We start from the raw sequence: 13,941 nt of genomic DNA on the forward strand, positions 1-13,941 counted from the left end.
CGAGCATCTCCTCGCGCAAGCTGAATTGCTGACTGATGCCGGCCGGCTGGCAAAGAGACCGGCGTCCCAGCAAGCTCTAGGTAAGGGGATCGGTCCGGATCCTCGGAACTCCAAGTTGAATGATTCGATCTCTGACTGTCGAGCCCGTTTGATGAATGAGCTGATGAACATCTTCGCCCCAATGCGGCGCATAAACTAGCACCATTTCGTACAGTCCGGCTGCGACCAGAATATTGCGCATGAATTCTTTACGCTGTCTCATGAAAGAGGCGGACGTTCCTCCTGTTTGGCTGCCATCCATCACCAAGATGTCCGGCTCGTTTCGAATTTGAATGACGAGGACTGGTCTGGTCTGCGAATCGAAATACCGGAGATCGCCGACATCGTCGAAGCGACTAACCTTCATCACTTCTGAGTCGAACTTTCTCGCTTTGAGTTCCTTTTCAGCCAGAGACCTCAAATCAGAGTCCCGGGACTCCTGATCATTTGCGCGCCGTCTTGCGGCTCTCCTCGTCTTATCCAGCTCTCTCTGGAGCTCAACGACGGTCATCTCGCCGCCCCGCACCCAATCCAGCAAATCTCTCCGGCGTGATGGTTCGTGGGCCGCGATACGCGCGATGTTTTCAACAGCCCCCAGGGGTAGCCGGCCCCCCGGGGGAAGATCCGTAATGCCTTCGGCTTCCAAAAACTGCGCAGCTGCGATCATCCGCCGCAAACTGTTGTCGGACAGGTCGGTTTGCTTCGACAACTTCGCGATATATTTTTGGCGCTCCCCCCTCCCCAAGGCCAAGTAGGGTGCCACATGAGGACGGATATGGGCGAGCCAGTTTTGAAGCTTGGGTTTACCGACCATGATCGTTTCATGAAGGAGGGCAATTCGGATGAGGCACAATGTCTAACATCTGTTAGACTTGCAATGGGCTTGAGGACGCATATAGTCGTAGCGGGGATGCGCAGTGCCACGCGCGCGTGGGTTAAGATCGCAGGGCCGCGAGAGAACGAAGCTGACGGGTTACGGTATGAATCGCGGGGACTTCAAAAAGGCTGGCGTTACCAGCGTTACCATCGGAGTAACGAGGGGCTTGATGGGCTTTGCTTCGGAGTCCTATTTAATTTGCTCGACTTCTAACGTGCAGGCGAAGGCCGCCAAGGCGAAGCGCATTGATAGCGAATGCGTCCACGACGGGTCTCGTGGAAAGTTCGTGGAAACCATCTTTTCGAGGGGCAGCCAGAAGATGGCTAAACCCTTGAAGAAGATGGTGGGCACGACAGGGATCGAACCTGTGACCCCTACCATGTCAAGGTAGTGCTCTCCCGCTGAGCTACGTGCCCTAATAGTCCACTTACGTCGGGTGGGGTCCCTATAACGGACGAGGGGACCCTGCGCAAGGACGGAACGGGGCCGATTTAAGCCGCCAGCATCTTGTTCACTTCGCTGACCAATTCGCGCAGATGCACGGGCTTGGACAGCACCTTGGCGTTCTTGGGGGCGTCCGAATCCGAGTTCAGGGCGACCGCGGCGAAGCCGGTGATGAACATGATCTTGATGTCGGGGTCGAGTTCCGAGGCCCGGCGGGCGAGCTCGATGCCGTCCATCTCCGGCATCACGATGTCGGTGAGCAGCATCTCGAACGGCTCTTCCCGCAACCGCTGATAGGCGGCCATGCCGTTGTCGTGGGACGAGACCTGAAAACCGGCGTTTTCCAGCGCCTTGACCAGGAAACGGCGCATGTCGTTGTCGTCTTCGGCGAGCAGGATTTTTGGCATGGCAGGAAACGTCGAATCCCCAGAGGATATCAGCAGAGCTTACTAAGCCGGACAGAGGGTAAATTTGGGGTGAAAATCTTAACCCCAAGCCGGCTGCGCTGCCGGCTCCTTGTGAACCGGAATGCTGCTCGAATCAATCGAGCCCCCGGCGCATCCCCGCTTCCCTGCCCACACGGTTAAGACATGTTCCAGCGCCAATCACATCTTTTCGCTTGGCAGAATGGTTGCGATTCCGGACAATGACGACACATAAGAGCCGCATCGATCGGCCGAATCAATTCGATCCGGGGCCCGGATCCTGCCGCTAAGGGACGAAGCCTGAGAAGATGACCCGGTTTGACGGCGAGGTGTCGCCAGCCTTCGAGATCGTTGAGCCCGCGCAATGGCGCGCGCCTGTCATCTTCAACTCGCCCCATTCCGGCTCGACCTATCCGGACGAATTCCTCGCGGCGTCCAGGATCGACCTGCCGACGCTACGGCGGTCCGAAGATTCCTTCATGGACGAGCTGATCGGCCATTTGAGCGAGCGCGGCTTTCCGACCGTGCGGGTCAACTTTCCCCGCTCCTATGTCGACGTCAATCGCGAGCCCTATGAGCTCGATCCCCGCATGTTCAGCGGACGGCTGCCGAGCTTTGCCAATACCCGCTCGATGCGGGTCGCCGGTGGCCTCGGCACCATTCCGCGCGTGGTCGGCGACGGCCAGGAGATCTACCGCGACCGCATCCTGGTCGACGATGCGCTGGGGCGGATCGAGACGCTGTACAAGCCCTACCACCGCGCGCTGCGCCGGCTGATCAACAAGGTGCACCAGATGTTCGGCACCGTGGTGCTGGTCGACTGCCATTCGATGCCGTCGGTCGGCGTGTCCCGCGACGAGCCGCGCCGGCCCGACGTCGTGATCGGCGACCGCTACGGCACGAGCTGCACCCCACTTCTGCCCGACCGGGTCGAGGAGACCATGACCGGCCTCGGCTATTCGATCGGCCGCAACAAGCCCTATGCCGGCGGCTTCATCACCGAGCATTACGGCAATCCCGCGAGTGGCCTGCACGCAGTGCAGCTCGAACTCAACCGCGCGATCTACATGGACGAGCGGCGGCGCGAGCGGAGTGCGCGCTTTGCGCAAGTGGCATCCGACTTCGGCGTTCTCGCCGACGTGCTCGCGACCACGATTCCGTTCGGCGATCTCGGCCCGTTCCAGGCCGCGGCGGAATAGGCGCCGGCTTTCCTTCGTCAGATCGTATTGCCTGTGATTGGCGCGAGCGCGCCTTCGCTTCGCTTTCGCTGCGCACGTTGAAACGAAAAGAGAGGCACAAAGAAAAAAGGGCCGCTCGCGAATGACGCAAGCGGCCCAAGTCTAGGGAGGAAACGCCCAAGGAGGGCAGCGGTAACGCCAAGCGCTACCGCACCGCAACAATATGCGACCGCGACGCACAAAGTGCAAGGGCTTTCGAGCCGTTTCCCATGCAGTACGCACATGGCTCAATTGCTTCTATGGAAACCCAGATTCAGTTCCTTTGATAAGGAAATTCAATGGGTTGATAGTCATTTGCATACGAACAAGGCATATTCGGAACTAAGTTTTCAACTCTGTGATCGATATTTGGCCAGCAGATGACTTGAATGAGGCAGCCGCCTTCGGCATCCAAAATACCAGGGTGCAAGATCAAGACAGCGCTGCACGCGGGAGGCGAATTGAGCTAGGCAGGAGGGAGCTCCATCCAACTTTCGCTTTGAGGATTTGGCCTGTGACGGTGATCGACTTCTCCGCCTTCATCGGACGGCTCGCCACCGCCTCCGGCGAAACTATCCTGCCGTTCTTCCGCACCTCGCTGTCGATCGACGACAAGAGCAAGACCAAGGATTTCGACCCCGTCACGGAGGCCGATCGCGCCGCTGAGGCGGTGATGCGCCGGCTGATCAAGGCCAACTTCCCCCAGCACGGTATCGTCGGCGAGGAATTCGGCAACGAGCGCGAGGACGCCGACTATGTCTGGGTGCTCGACCCCATCGACGGCACCAAATCCTTCATCGGCGGCTTTCCGATCTGGGGAACGCTGATCGCGCTGCTGCACAAGGGCGCGCCGGTCTACGGCATGATGCACCAGCCCTTCATCGGCGAGCGCTTCTCCGGCGACAACGGTTCGGCCAACTACAAGGGCCCGTCCGGCGAGCGCCGGCTCCAGGTCCGCCGCTGCGCCTCACTTTCGGAAGCCACGACCTACACCACCAGCCCGCTTCTGATGAACGACCGCGACCGCGCCATTTTCAGCCGTATCGAGCAGGGCGCGCGTCTGTCGCGCTATGGCGGCGACTGCTACTCCTATTGCATGCTGGCGGCCGGCCACGTCGATCTCGTGGTCGAGACCGAGCTGAAGCCTTACGACATCGCAGCGCTGATCCCGATCGTGACCGGCGCCGGCGGCGTCGTCACCACCTGGGAAGGCAAACCGGCCCAGGGCGGCGGCCGCATCGTCGCGGCCGGGGATGCCCGGGTTCACGAAGAAGCACTGAAGCTGCTCAACCAATAACAAACGCGGGCGGAGGCTTGCATGACCATCTCACGCAGGCTTCTTCTTGGATTATGGCTGCTGCTGCCGACGCTGGCGTCCGCGCAGAACTTTCCGACGAAGCCGATCAAGCTGATCGTGCCGTTCCCGGCCGGCGGGCCCAACGACATCATCGCGCGGGTGATCGGCCAGCGCATGTCGGAGCTGTCAGGGCAGCCGGTGCTGATCGACAATCGCGGCGGCCAGGGCGGCGTGCTCGGCACCGATGCGGTCTCCAAGGCCGCCCCCGACGGCTACACCATCGCGATCTCCTCAGCCGGCGCGCTCGCGATCAGCCCGAGCATGGAAAAGGTCGCCTACGACACCTTGAGCGACCTCACCCCGGTGACGCTGGTTGCGACCGTGCCGGAAATGCTCGTGATCGCCACCAACGTGCCCGCCAGGGACATCGGCGAATTGATCGCGCTCGCCAAGGCGCAGCCGGGAAAGCTCAACTTCGCCTCCTCCGGCGCTGGCAGCCTGCCACACCTCGCTGGCGAGCTGTTCAAGCTGACGGCGAAGATCGACATCGTCCACGTGCCCTATCGCGGCGCAGCTCCGGCGGTGAACGATCTCTTGGGCCAGCAGGTGCAGATGACGTTTCTCGATCTCCCCGTGCTGCTGCCGCAGGTCAAGGCCGGCGCGCTGCGTCCCATTGCGGTCGGCTCGGTCGCGCGGGCGCCGACCGCGCCCGATGTGCCGACCACCGCGGAAGCGGGTTTTGCCGGCCTCCACATCGAGAACTGGTACGGCATGGTCGCACCGAAGGGCACGCCGAAGGAGATCGTCACGGCGCTGCATGGCCTCGCCACCAAGGCGATGGCGGATCCGGCGGTGAAGGGAAAGCTCGCCGCCCAGGGCGCGACGCTGGTCGGCGACGAGCCGGAGCACTTCCGGCAGTTCATCGCGGACGAGACCGCGAAATGGGCCAAGGTGATCAAGGACGCCGGCGTGGAGACAGCGAAGTAGGGCCGGCTGACGGGCCGCTGGCGGCCGACCTCGCCGAACACGATGTGCCGCGACCCCAGGCGTGCCGAGCCCATTTGGAACGCCGCCTCACTGGCCGCGTTTCAATGTCGAAATTGGAGATTTCCATGAAGCGTCGTTTGCTGATAGCTGCCGCCACTCTGTCGTTCATGGCGTGCCTTGGCTGTTCGACCTCGGCAGTTGCGCAGGATCGCTACTGCCTCCAGGGCCGGACCTGGGGCTATCCGGGCAATTGCCAGTTTGCCAGTTACGCTCAATGCATGGCGACCGCCTCGGGCACGCACGCCTATTGCGGCATCAACCCGCGCTATGCCCAGGCACGCCGTTACAGGGAATACCGGTAAGTAACCTCCGCTAAGGCGAGCCGTGCCATGGACCCGGAGCGATCCCTGACGGCCGTGGTCTTCTCGGCGGCCTGGGCCTAGGTGCCTATCATGGCGGGGCATTCGAAGCCCTGACTGATCTGGCACCGCGGATCGATTGGGTGGCCGGTTCATCGGCGGGCGCGATCACGGCAGCCTTGATCGCGGGAAGCGGTCACGCCATCCATCGGCGCAATGGTGGTGATGTCCCAGTTCGCCAAGACGGCTTCCTGCACAGGATTGCGCTGCGCGACAAATACAAGGGATTTCGGCCGGTCCTGGCGGTGGCCGGAATCGTCCCAAATATGCCGATGCAGGAGCAGACGTATGTTGGGGTCGGACATGCTGTAGCCGACCAACAACAGCATGCTTCCCAAGGCGTCGGCGCGGAAACGGATATCTAGCGGGGAATTGAGCAATCCGGAGAAAGACCCGATCGATCCGAAGCGGCCACCGGTCGACCTGGAGAAATGGCAGAAATCGAACACGCACTAGGCGCGGTCTGTCAGGACGTCGCTCCTCGATCGCGACGGCACTGCTCACACCGTCTCTGCCCTTAAATGCTCCACCAGCATCTTGGCCGGCCGTGGCAGCGCCTTGAAGCTGCGCGCGCAAATCACGAGGCGGCGGTTGGCGAAGGCATCGCGCAGGCGGACGATGGCGAGCGGCATCAGCTTGGCGCAGCGGCGGGCGGCGGATTCGGGCACGAGGGCCACGCCGACATCGGCGGCGACCATCTGGCAGATCGCGTCGAAATCGCGCAGGCGTGCGCGGAAATGCGGGCGCATGCCGAGCCGCGCCGCGTGCTTCGAAATATGCATCTGAAGCGCAGTGGCGCTGGTCAGCCCGACGAACTCGCACGCCCCCGCCTCCTGGAAATCGATCTGGCGGCGGCCGGCGAACGGGCCGCGGCGCGAGGTCACCAGCGCCAGGCGGTCCTCGCTGAACACGAAGCGCTCGATATGATCGGGCAGCGCGTGCTCGGCGGCGAAGCCGAGATCGGCCGCGCCTGCGGTGATCGCGGCCGCGATGTCGGTGCTCTCGCGCTCCTCGATGTCGACGGCGATGTCGCGATGCTCGCGCAGAAAGCCGGCCAGCGCCTTCGGCAGGTGCTCGGACAGGCCGGAGGTGTTGGCGAGGAAATGCACACTGGCGCGCACGCCAGAGGCAAAGCCGGCGAGATCGCCGCGCATGGCGTCGATCTGGTGGATGACCAGCCGCGCATGGTCGAGCAGGCTTTCGCCCGCCGCGGTCAGCTCGACGCCGCGCCGTCCGCGCTTGAGCAGCGCGACCCCGAGCGCGTCCTCGAGCCCCTTGATGCGCGCGCTGGCCGAGGCCAGGGCCAGATGCGACCGCTCTGCGCCGCGGGTGATGCTGCGCTGGTCGGCGACCGCGATGAACAGCTGGAGGTCGACGAGGTCGAAACGCATGGCAGGTCTCTTCTTGTTGTTGGAGCACGATCTTGACGGAAAACCGCTGCGCACTTTGCGCTGACGCGGCCCTGCGGGTCCGGATCATGCGCCAGCCTTCGCCTTCAACGAAGGCTTACTCCGTAACCTCCAGATTGTGCCCGCGCGCGGCTTCGGTCAATGTGCCGACATGATCGACCCGCTTCTCATTGTCATCGCCGCCGTCTTCCTGATCGCCGGATTCGTCAAGGGCGTGGTCGGGCTCGGCCTGCCGACCGTGTCCATGGGCCTGCTCGCGGTGAGCATGACGCCCAGCCGCGCGATCGCCATCGTCATCGTGCCCGCCATCGTCACCAACATCTGGCAGACCTTCGTCGGCCCTTATCTGCGCGACATCCTGAAGCGGCTGTGGCCGCTGATGATCGGCACCGTGATCGGATGCTGGCTCAATGCCGGCGCGCTGACCGGGCCGCATGCGCGCTACGGCACGATCGTGCTCGGCGTCCTGCTCGTCATCTATGCCGTGATCGGTCTGAACAAGCTCCAATTCCGCGTCGCGCAGCAAAACGAGAAATGGGTGGGCGGCGTGGTCGGTGTCGTCACCGGCGTGATCTCGGCCTCGACCGGCGTGCAGGTGATCCCCTCGATGCCGTTCATGCAGGCGATCGGCATGGAGAAGGACGAGCTGGTTCAGGCGCTCGGCGTGTTCTTCACGACAGCGACGCTGGCGCTCGCGTTCAACCTCACCGCCGTTGGCCTGTTGACGCCAGCCAATGTCGTGCCGGGCGCGGTGGGCATGGCCATGGCTTTTGCCGGCATGTTCGTGGGACAGTCGGTGCGGGCGCGAATGCCGGCGGAAGCGTTCCGCCGCTGGTTCCTGATCGCGATGATCCTGCTCGGCCTTTATCTCGCCGGCAGCGCGCTGGCGAAGGAATTCGTTTGAGGCAGATCGTAGGGTGGGCAAAGCGAAGCGTGCCCACGCATTTTTTGTGACCGAGAGAGGTGGTGGGCACGGCGCAAGTGCGCCTTTGCCCACCCTACGCGGCTTCCCTCATCCGTTCGAACGAGCTACCGCGTCTCCAGCATGGCGACGCGGATGCCGAGATAGATGAAGAGGCCGCCGAGCGCGCGGTTGACCCAGGCGATCGCGCCCTCGGACTCGCGGAGCCGGTGGGCGGCTTTGGCCGCGAAGGCGGCCAGCACCAGGCACCACAGCGTCCCCGTAGAGATGAAGATCAGGCCGAGCGTCAGGAAGGCGAGCGGCTTGTGCGGTGAATCGGCCGCAACGAATTGCGGCAGGAAGGCCAGGAAGAACAGCGCGACCTTGGGATTGAGCGCGTTGGTGAAGACCCCTTGTACGAACACCCGCCGCAGCGAGCTTCGCACCGGCTCGTCGATCGACACCGCCAGCACCGGGCGCGACCACAGCACCTGAATCCCGGTGAACACGAGATAGGCCGCGCCGACCAGCTTCAGGATCGAAAAGGCGGTCGACGAGGCCATCAGCAGGGCCGAAAGGCCGATCGCGGCGGCCGCGACATGGACAAAACAGCCGCAACTGATGCCGAATGCGGCCGCGGCGCCGCCCCGCCAGCCCATCTGCATGCTGCGACCGATGACGTAGACGGAATCAGGCCCCGGCGTGATGTTGAGCAGCACGCCCGAGAGGATGAAGAGCCCGATTTCGTGAATGCCCAGCATGCAAAGGTGCCCCTGCCCGTTCGTGCGGTCGCAATTCCGCTTAGTCGGTTCGGCCGCCGCCGTCCACCGCCGGGATTGCGTGGGATTTACCTCGAATTTGCAATGCGGATCATGCTTCCGCTCGGCCACATCTGCTTTATAAAGGCGAGGTTCTTGAAATGCGGGATTCGAGCCGACTTGCCACGCTGTGGCCAGTCCCAGGTCCCTTCACGATCACTTATCGATCCCTTGGAGCTTCCGGGATATGGAAAGACGTCTGGCCGCCATCGTCTGCGCCGATGTCGCCGGCTATTCGCGCATGATGGGCAGCGACGAGGCCGGCACCCATGCCGCCTTCAAGGCCCATCGCAGCGCGATCCACCCGATCATCCTCAATCACGGCGGCCGTGTCGTGAAGAACACCGGCGACGGCTTCCTGCTGGAGTTCCCCTCGATCGTCGGCGCCACCGAGGCCGCGATCGCGATGCAGACGCTGATGGCGGAGCGCAACCACCATCTGCCGGCTGACCGCGCCATGCAGTTCCGCCTCGGTATCCATATGGGCGACGTCATCGCCGATGAGGACGAGGTATTCGGTGACGATGTCAACATTGCCGTCCGTCTGGAATCGGTCGCGAGTCCGGGCGGCTTTGCGATCTCGGCCAAGGCCTACAAGGAGGCGAGCAAGCATCTCAGCGTGCCGCTGGTCGATGCCGGCAATCATCGCTTCAAGAACATCAAGGATGCGGTCGGGGTCTGGACCTGGACACCCGAGGGTGCGCCGGCGCTCGCGCCCGAGCTCCGGGAGGCGTCCGCCCTCTCGCAACAATACCGCACCGCGATCGTCGGCGTGCTGCCCTTCGCCAATCTCAGCGATGCCCAGGACGAATATTTCTCCGACGGCCTCACCGAGGATCTGATCCACGCGCTGTCGCTGCAATCCTTCTATCGCGTGCTGAGCCGCAACTCGACTTTCGCCTTCAAGGGCAGGAACACCAGCACCCGCCTGATCGCGCGCGAGATCGACGCCACCTATTTGATCCAGGGTTCGGTGCGGCGCGCCGGAGCCAAGATCCGCGTCACCGCCGAGCTGATCGCGCCGGAGACCGGCGAGCAGCTCTGGACCGGCCGTTACGACCGCGACATCGGCGACTTCTTCGCGATGCAGGACGAGATCACGACCAATCTGTCCGCCGCCATCGCCACCGAGATCGTCCGTGCCGAAGCCTCGGCGCCCGCGCGGCTCTCGACCGACGTCACCGCCTGGGATCGCTTCCTCAAGGGGCTGTCGCATTACTACCGGCAGACCAAGGAGGACCTGGCCACCGCCGTCGATCTGTTCCGGGAAGCCATCAGGGTCGATCCCAAACTGTCGATCGCGCACGCCTATCTCGCCACGATCCAGATCCAGAGCATCCAGTTCGGCTGGGTCAAGGGCACGCGCGAGATGTGGGCCGAGGCGATGAACCTCGCCGAAACCAGCGTCCGGCTCGACCCGCGCTCGTCCTTTGCGTTCTCGATCCTGTCCTGGGCGCACGCCATGGAAGGGCATTATGAGGCGGCGATGGACGCGGCCAAGCGCGCGGTCGCGCTCAATCCCTACGACATGGGCGCGCGGGGCGTCCTCGGCATCTGCCATTTCGTTATCGGCGAGCACCGGGAGGCGATCGAGCTGTTCTCGATGGCCGCGCAACGCGACAACAGCGACCCGCGCTACCAATGGGCGGCACTGAACGCCTTCAGCCATTATCTGTTGCGCCAATATGACGCGACCCTGTCATGGGCGCGCGAGCAGCTCTACATCAACCCCAACCACATGCAGGCGCTGGCGATCCGCGCCGCGGCCCTGGCACAATTGGGCCGGAGCGCCGAGGCGAGCGAGGCGACGGGCGTGCTGATGGGCAACTACCCGACCCTCAATGTCGATCGTCATTTGCGCAACTTCCACTGGAAGCGGCCCGAGGATCTCGCCCATTATCGCGAGGGGCTGCTGAAGGCCGGCGTGCCGCTCGGCAAGCTGACCCTGGTTCAGAGCGACGTCAAACGCGTCGCCGAGTCCTGACCGGCAGACCGCGGTCTCCCGCAGCCGTTCCCTTTGGTCTTTGGCCAGAACCGCCTGCTTGTTGACAGGACAGTGAATTCGGCCACACTTCGCCACACGCTGAAGTAGTATAATCTGATGTCGGTTTGTTAGGACTTTCCGCGCTTGATCGGCGCCTCATTTCACGATTCGCTGTTTTCAGGATTTTGGGCCATGCATGACCCCGCTTCGAAACCGCCGTTCGATCCCTCGATCCAGGTCTCGCCGAACAATCCCTGCCCATTCCTGCGCGGCCTCGTCGGCGAGGGCTTCGTCGAGGGCGGCACCGTCCCGCTCGGCAAGCTGTCGGAGACGATCGCGAACGCGACCGGCGAGACCGGGCTGAAGAAGGCGTCTGCCCGGCTCCAGGTCCGCGGCGTGGCGCTCATCGCCAACGGTCTCGGTCACATCCTCAAGAGCATCTTTTCGGGCGCGCAGCTCGATGCGCTGCGCGGCGGCCCGCTGGACAAACGCGGTGCCGGCTCGCGCATCCTCGGCGTCGACGGCAAGGTCAACGAGGACGAGATCGCTCGGTTCGCGAGTTTCGGCCGGACTTACACCGATCCGAATGGCGGCTCCGAGCTGGGCCTCAACGCCTCGGAAATCGAAATCTTCATGCGCGACAACCTCAAGCGCGCCGGCAGCGCCGCGCGCTGGTACTACCCGCTGCTGATGAAGTTCGAATGGCCGATCCTCCTGAAGATCATCGGCAAGGGCACGGGCGAGGATCGCTATCTCAGCGTTGCCGACGTGCGCACGCTGTTAAACGAGCGCCAATTCCCCGCGCGCATCAACCAGCGACTGGTCCCGCCGGTGCTATCGACCTGCCAGCGCGTGGTGCGGGGCGCCCTCAAGCTTGCGGCCTTGCTGGTCGCCGTCGGCCTCGTTGCTCTTGTCGCGGTGGCCGAATTCCCCAATCAGGTTCGCGCCATGCTGCCGCAGAAGGGAATTCTCGTAAATCTCCTGCCGCCGCCCTTGCCTGCGGTCCCGGAGACGAAGGCCGCTTTCTGGCTCGAGCAAAACTGGTCGCTGAAGGACCGGCACTGGTTCCACCATGCCAGCCAGGGCACCGCGACCTTCCCCGTGCCCTATGAATGGTTCATGGCGCTGGAGCAGCCACGCCTTCATCTGTTCTCGAAGCCCGGCATGATGAAGGACAGCGCCTACCTCGAAGGCTTCGGCTTCATCCCGAGCCCGCAATCGATCCAGACCGACACGACGACGTTGCGCCGCTTCGGTTACGCCAATGTCTACGAGACGACGCAGGTGCCGGACTGGTCGACCAGATGGACGCCGGTGGAGAACGTCGACGGCCTGCCGGTCGGTTTCGCGCGGATGACCGGCGTCGTCGATCCCGCGACCGGCCGTCGCGAGGAAGACAAGATCGGGCTGACCTGCGCGGCCTGCCACACCGGCCAGATCCATTACCAGGGCGTGGACGTGCGCTTCGACGGCGGCCCGGCCATGACCGACCTGAAAAAGCTGGAGCTCTCGACCGGCCTGTCGATCGCCTACACCCTGTATGTCCCGTTCCGCTTCCAGCGCTTTGCCGATCGCGTGCTCGGCACCGATGCCAGCAAGACTGACCGCGCCGCACTCAAGCAGAAGCTCAGCGCGATCGGCACGTTCCTGATCGACTGGGCGAAAACCCAGCAAAAGACGGTTGAAAGCAAGAAGACCTGGAACGGCAGGCAGCAGCAGGACACGGAGGAAGGGTTCGGCCGCCTCGACGCTCTCAATCGCATCGGCAACCAGGTCTTCTCGCAGGATCTCGCGCTGAGCGGGATCAAGGGCTTCGAGAAGAACCTGCATGCCCAGGATGCTCCGGTTAGCTACCCCGCGATCTGGACCGTGCCCTGGTTCAAATTCGCCCAGTACGACGCGTCGATCGAGCAGCCGTTGATCCGCAACGCCGGCGAAGCGCTCGGCGTGACGGCGCTGCTCAACCTGTCCGACGCCTATCCGGAGGACCGGCTGTGGCGGTCCTCAGTGAACATCAGGACACTCGGCTGGATCGAGGACATGTTGAGAGGCCCCGATCCATTCAAGCCGGCCGATCCCTCTGCCGATCCGAAATTCGGCGGCCTGCTGGCGCCGCAATGGCCCTCGCAGATCCTCGGCCATGCATGGAGGATCGATCAGGCCAAGGTCGAGAACGGCCGCAAGATCTACGCCGAGATGTGTTCCGGATGTCACCTGCCGGCCGTCAACACCAAGGCTTTCTGGTCCTCGGCTCATTGGGAGGCGAGCGGCGACAGCAAGGTCCTGAACGCGGTCACGATTCCCCTCAAGGAGATCAAGACTGATCCCGAACAATCCCTTGTTCTCAGCAACAGGATCGTCGATGTGCCCGGCTTCCTGAAGGTGAATACGGCCGACCTCCAGAAATGGTGGCAATGCGACATCCCGACCGCGAGCAAATCGCCCAATGAGATGGTCTATGCGCTCGGGCTCATGACGGTGGTCGATCTCGTCGCCCGCAAATGGATGGACGACGAGAAGGTCCCGGAGGCCGAACGGGCGAAATTGTGGAATCTCGCGCGCAAGAATTGTCTCAATCCGGCGCCCGACCCGCGCTATCGCGCGCGGCCATTGAACGGCATCTGGGCAACGGCGCCTTACCTGCACAACGGTTCGGTGCCTTCGCTGTATTGGTTGCTGAAGCCGGCGAACGAGCGCCCAACCAAATTCTGCATGGGCCGCCGCGACTATGATCCCGTCACCGTCGGCTTTGCGGTGACCGCGGATGAGACGTGCAAGACGGGCGAAACGCAGTTCTCGGCGGGATCGGAGAAGGACCCGGTCCAGGGCAACAGCGTGCTCGGCCATTCCTTCGAGCGCAAGGAAGGCGAACCGAAACGCGACGGCGTCATCGGCCGCATGTTCAAGGACGATAACGAGCGCTACGACCTGATCGAGTATCTGAAGACGCTGTAGATGATCTTCACCTCTCCCCGCTTGCGGGGAGAGGTCGAATTCGATCGCAGATCGAATTCGGGTGAGGGGGACTCTCCGTGAATCCAACTCTCACCACCCCCGCGGAGACTCCCCCTCACCCCGACCCTCTCAGCGCGAGCGAAGCTCGTCGCGTCCCCGCATCCGCCTT

11 protein-coding genes, 1 tRNA gene and 1 pseudogene are annotated in these 13,941 nt (G+C 63.3%); 7 read left to right on the top strand and 6 right to left on the bottom strand.

Annotated elements, in window-relative coordinates; translation table 11 throughout:
- Positions 1 to 76: 76 nt before the first annotated feature.
- From GGD65_RS22195 to cpdR, 3 genes are all read right to left on the bottom strand, one after another.
- On the bottom strand, positions 77 to 853 hold the full coding sequence (locus GGD65_RS22195; protein ID WP_183236619.1) for a hypothetical protein: 777 nt from the start codon (positions 851 to 853) through the stop codon (positions 77 to 79).
- A gap of 404 nt (positions 854 to 1,257) precedes the next feature.
- Positions 1,258 to 1,332 (bottom strand) — tRNA-Val (locus tag GGD65_RS22200).
- 75 nt (positions 1,333 to 1,407) lie between these two features.
- A complete protein-coding gene (gene cpdR, locus GGD65_RS22205) occupies positions 1,408 to 1,767 on the bottom strand; it encodes a cell cycle two-component system response regulator CpdR (RefSeq protein ID WP_007597092.1) in 360 nt (119 codons plus the stop codon).
- Between the two features lie 326 nt (positions 1,768 to 2,093).
- On the opposite strand from cpdR, the gene GGD65_RS22210 reads away from it, so the two are divergent.
- The 4 genes from GGD65_RS22210 (at position 2,094) to GGD65_RS22225 (ending at position 5,648) form a co-directional block, all read left to right on the top strand.
- Positions 2,094 to 2,984 carry an N-formylglutamate amidohydrolase gene (locus GGD65_RS22210; RefSeq protein WP_018316156.1) on the top strand — a complete coding sequence of 297 codons (891 nt, stop codon included), beginning with the start codon at positions 2,094 to 2,096 and terminating at the stop codon, positions 2,982 to 2,984.
- Positions 2,985 to 3,516: 532 nt separating this feature from the next.
- On the top strand, positions 3,517 to 4,299 hold the full coding sequence (gene hisN / locus GGD65_RS22215; protein ID WP_018316157.1) for a histidinol-phosphatase: 783 nt from the start codon (positions 3,517 to 3,519) through the stop codon (positions 4,297 to 4,299).
- 21 nt (positions 4,300 to 4,320) lie between these two features.
- A complete protein-coding gene (locus GGD65_RS22220) occupies positions 4,321 to 5,286 on the top strand; it encodes a tripartite tricarboxylate transporter substrate binding protein (protein ID WP_183236620.1) in 966 nt (321 codons plus the stop codon).
- 125 nt (positions 5,287 to 5,411) lie between these two features.
- A complete protein-coding gene (locus tag GGD65_RS22225) occupies positions 5,412 to 5,648 on the top strand; it encodes a DUF3551 domain-containing protein (protein WP_092255938.1) in 237 nt (78 codons plus the stop codon).
- Positions 5,649 to 5,797: 149 nt separating this feature from the next.
- Here GGD65_RS22225 and GGD65_RS22230 read toward each other — a convergent pair.
- A pseudogene (locus GGD65_RS22230) lies at positions 5,798 to 6,079 on the bottom strand (SIR2 family protein); the annotation flags it as partial.
- Positions 6,080 to 6,205: 126 nt separating this feature from the next.
- Positions 6,206 to 7,096, bottom strand: a complete 891-nt coding sequence (locus tag GGD65_RS22235) for a LysR substrate-binding domain-containing protein (RefSeq protein WP_092255480.1) — start codon at positions 7,094 to 7,096, stop codon at positions 6,206 to 6,208.
- Between the two features lie 169 nt (positions 7,097 to 7,265).
- Here GGD65_RS22235 and GGD65_RS22240 point away from each other — a divergent pair, with 169 nt between their 5' ends.
- The gene (locus GGD65_RS22240; RefSeq protein WP_183236621.1) at positions 7,266 to 8,018 is read left to right on the top strand and encodes a sulfite exporter TauE/SafE family protein; all 753 of its coding nucleotides are present in this window, start codon (positions 7,266 to 7,268) and stop codon (positions 8,016 to 8,018) included.
- Between the two features lie 125 nt (positions 8,019 to 8,143).
- On the opposite strand, the gene GGD65_RS22245 is transcribed toward GGD65_RS22240, so the two are convergent.
- Positions 8,144 to 8,776 carry a LysE family translocator gene (locus tag GGD65_RS22245; protein ID WP_183236622.1) on the bottom strand — a complete coding sequence of 211 codons (633 nt, stop codon included), beginning with the start codon at positions 8,774 to 8,776 and terminating at the stop codon, positions 8,144 to 8,146.
- A 244-nt stretch (positions 8,777 to 9,020) separates the two neighbouring features.
- Between GGD65_RS22245 and GGD65_RS22250 the strand changes: the two genes are divergently transcribed.
- Positions 9,021 to 10,817: an adenylate/guanylate cyclase domain-containing protein gene (locus tag GGD65_RS22250; RefSeq protein ID WP_177237068.1), complete on the top strand. Its 1,797-nt coding sequence runs from the start codon at positions 9,021 to 9,023 to the stop codon at positions 10,815 to 10,817.
- Positions 10,818 to 11,009: 192 nt separating this feature from the next.
- Entirely contained in the window at positions 11,010 to 13,772 is a 2,763-nt protein-coding gene (locus GGD65_RS22255) for a di-heme-cytochrome C peroxidase (protein WP_183236623.1), read from the top strand.
- Positions 13,773 to 13,941: the final 169 nt, after the last annotated feature.

The organism is Bradyrhizobium sp. CIR18, from assembly GCF_014198295.1.
Taxonomy (GTDB): Bacteria; Pseudomonadota; Alphaproteobacteria; order Rhizobiales; family Xanthobacteraceae; genus Bradyrhizobium.

Bases quoted from the DNA above. Each gene is read 5' to 3' on its own strand.
- GGD65_RS22235 (WP_092255480.1), bottom strand. From the start codon at position 7,096: ATGCGTTTCGACCTCGTCGACCTCCAGCTGTTCATCGCGGTCGCCGAC.
- GGD65_RS22255 (WP_183236623.1), top strand. From the start codon at position 11,010: ATGCATGACCCCGCTTCGAAACCGCCGTTCGATCCCTCGATCCAGGTC.
- GGD65_RS22240 (WP_183236621.1), top strand. From the start codon at position 7,266: ATGATCGACCCGCTTCTCATTGTCATCGCCGCCGTCTTCCTGATCGCC.
- GGD65_RS22195 (WP_183236619.1), bottom strand. From the start codon at position 853: ATGGTCGGTAAACCCAAGCTTCAAAACTGGCTCGCCCATATCCGTCCT.
- GGD65_RS22225 (WP_092255938.1), top strand. From the start codon at position 5,412: ATGAAGCGTCGTTTGCTGATAGCTGCCGCCACTCTGTCGTTCATGGCG.
- GGD65_RS22250 (WP_177237068.1), top strand. From the start codon at position 9,021: ATGGAAAGACGTCTGGCCGCCATCGTCTGCGCCGATGTCGCCGGCTAT.
- cpdR (WP_007597092.1), bottom strand. From the start codon at position 1,767: ATGCCAAAAATCCTGCTCGCCGAAGACGACAACGACATGCGCCGTTTC.
- GGD65_RS22245 (WP_183236622.1), bottom strand. From the start codon at position 8,776: ATGCTGGGCATTCACGAAATCGGGCTCTTCATCCTCTCGGGCGTGCTG.
- GGD65_RS22220 (WP_183236620.1), top strand. From the start codon at position 4,321: ATGACCATCTCACGCAGGCTTCTTCTTGGATTATGGCTGCTGCTGCCG.
- GGD65_RS22210 (WP_018316156.1), top strand. From the start codon at position 2,094: ATGACCCGGTTTGACGGCGAGGTGTCGCCAGCCTTCGAGATCGTTGAG.